Annotated in this window: 3 protein-coding genes; all 3 read left to right on the plus strand. The window is 43.0% G+C overall.

Annotated features, from left to right (window positions below):
• Positions 1-482 (plus strand): glutathione S-transferase (locus tag AB4496_RS24705; RefSeq protein WP_372132446.1); only part of this gene is annotated, 482 nt, incomplete at its 5' end.
• A 205-nt stretch (positions 483-687) separates the two neighbouring features.
• Complete coding sequence (locus AB4496_RS24710) at positions 688-2,061, plus strand: patatin-like phospholipase family protein (protein WP_102258489.1); 1,374 nt, start codon at positions 688-690, stop codon at positions 2,059-2,061.
• A 76-nt stretch (positions 2,062-2,137) separates the two neighbouring features.
• The coding region (locus AB4496_RS24715) for a sodium/glutamate symporter (protein WP_372132449.1) at positions 2,138-2,484 on the plus strand (347 nt) is incomplete at its 3' end.

The following is a 2,484-nucleotide window of genomic DNA, read 5'->3' on the forward strand; positions in this document are numbered from 1 at the left end:
TATTGCCTGATGGTCAAATCATAGAACAGAGCTTAGATGTGATGAACTGGGCGCTTCAACAAAACGATCCTCAAGATCTTCTGCGCTTAAGCAATCCAATACTTAGCGAGCAAGTCCAACAACTCATCAAAACCAACGATGAAGAATTCATTGGTCACTTAGAGAAATACCGCGCTTCAGTGCGTTACCGAAACATCGATAGTGAACAACGCAGACAAGCCTGTGAAGGATTCATCAGCAAGTTAGAGGCATTACTCACCAATCAGCCTTATTTCTTTGGAGAAAAGCCAAGCCTCGCCGACTTTGCTGTGATGCCGTTTGTTAGCCAGTTCGTAAGAGTCGAGAAGAAGTGGTTTGTGCAATCTGAATATCAGAACGTAGGACGTTGGTTAAGAGCGCACCTCGACAGTAAGCTCTACACCCAAGTCATGAAGCAATACCCTTTGTGGAATGAAACCAAGCAAGATTGTGTTTTTGGGTAGCATTAAGTCGCTATGAATTGCTGGAGATAACTCCATATTGCTGAAGATTGCCGAAGATGACTGAAAACAGTTCTAAATAAGCATAGACAGCTCTCTATTGTTATGAAAATCGTGACACTGAATCGCAAGCGATGCTATTGATGGCATATTAGATATCAACGAAAATCGCATTTCACTCAATCACAACGTTAGTTTGAAATGCGCTATGCCAAAAAACAAAGTAAACACATTCAACACACCTAACCCCGATTTTAAAGGGTTCGCGAAAGTTTCACTGTTAGTGGCCTTCTCGCTTGCCCTTTCAGGCTGTAGCGCGAAAAACAAAGTAACCAACACAAGCCCATCTGCTGCGCAGCAGAATCAAACCTACACGGCGAAAAGCTTCAATAAACCCAATAGCAAAGTTACGTTGATCCTCTCTTTTTCTGGTGGCGGCACACGAGCGGCTGCGCTCTCATATGGTGTGTTGCAAGCATTGCGCGACACCAACATCCAAGTAAATGGTGAAACGGTCAATCTGTTAGAAGAAGTTGATATGATCAGTTCGGTATCCGGTGGCAGCTTTACCGCCGCGTATTATGGTTTGTATGGTGACCAGATATTCGAAGATTACGAAGAAACGTTCCTTTATCACGAAGTCTCAAAAGATCTGTTCTCCATCCTTTTATCTCCGACTTATTGGTTCTCGTACGCCACCAGAACAGACAAAGCCACCGACTATTACAAAGCCAACATCTTCGGTGAAAGTACATTTGCCGACATGCACCGAGAAGATGCACCCTACATTGTCATTAACGCGACCGACATTTCAACGGGTTCGCGTTTTTCATTCACACAAGAGTATTTTGACCTCATATGTTCAGACCTGAACAGCTATTCAGTGTCCAGTTCGGTGACGGCTTCTTCTGCTGTGCCTTTCGTTTTCACACCTGTGGTACTAGAAAACAAAAATGACTGTGATAAATCAGAGCATTTACAACCCTCGTTTGAGGCCACAAGTTACCGCAACCGAAATCTGATCAAGTCGTTAAAGTCATATAGCAATAAGGATGATGTGAGTTATCTCCACCTTGTGGATGGCGGAATTACTGACAACCTCGGTTTGCTATCGGTATATGAGATGTCTGAATACTTGCGTTACAACGACAACGAAGAGTTGAAAAACTTGTACGACAACCAACACGCGCGCCCTATTGTCATCATTTCGGTTGATGCATCGACGACGCCAGAATCTGGCATTGGAGAGTCGATTGAAGCACCTTCCATGAAACAAACGGTGGATGTCATCACCGATATACAGTTGCATCGCTACAACGATACAACAAAAGATTTGATCGTTGACGAGTTGCAATCTTGGCAAGAACTGGCCTCTCATCAAGGTCGTAAGGTTTCACCCTACTTCATTGAGATCAGCTTGAATAAATCAGACAACAGCGCAAAGCGATATTTGCTCAATCAAATTCCGACGGACTTTATGATAGACAAAGAAAACGTCGATCTATTGATTGAAGAAGGTAACAAACAACTTGTTGCCGATCCGGAATTCCGAAACTTCTTATCATTTGAACGCAACAAATAATGCTAATCTAGTTGCTTATTAAAGCGCAATTTGGCAACTAAAGTTACGTCATAACTTCACCTTTACAAGGATCACTATGGAATTTGAAAACAACATCTTACATCTCGGGTCATTCTTTGCAGTGACCATGGGGATCGTGGTTCTATTTGTCGGACGAAGGCTGAATCAAGTCATCGGTTTTTTGAAAGAGTTCAGTATCCCTGAACCTGTCTCTGGTGGGATTTTGGCATCGCTTCTGTTCGCGGTTTTATACGCGACGACCTCAATCGAAGTGCAATTTGATCTATTTGCCCGCGATGTATTATTGGTCTACTTCTTTACCACGATTGGGATTAACTCAAGTTTGAAAGACCTGTTCAAAGGCGGAAAGCCCTTGGTGATTTTGCTATCAATCACTATCTTCTTCATGATTATGCAGAACCT

This window comes from Vibrio sp. 10N.222.46.A1, from assembly GCF_041473595.1.
Classification (GTDB): domain Bacteria; phylum Pseudomonadota; class Gammaproteobacteria; order Enterobacterales; family Vibrionaceae; genus Vibrio; species Vibrio tasmaniensis_A.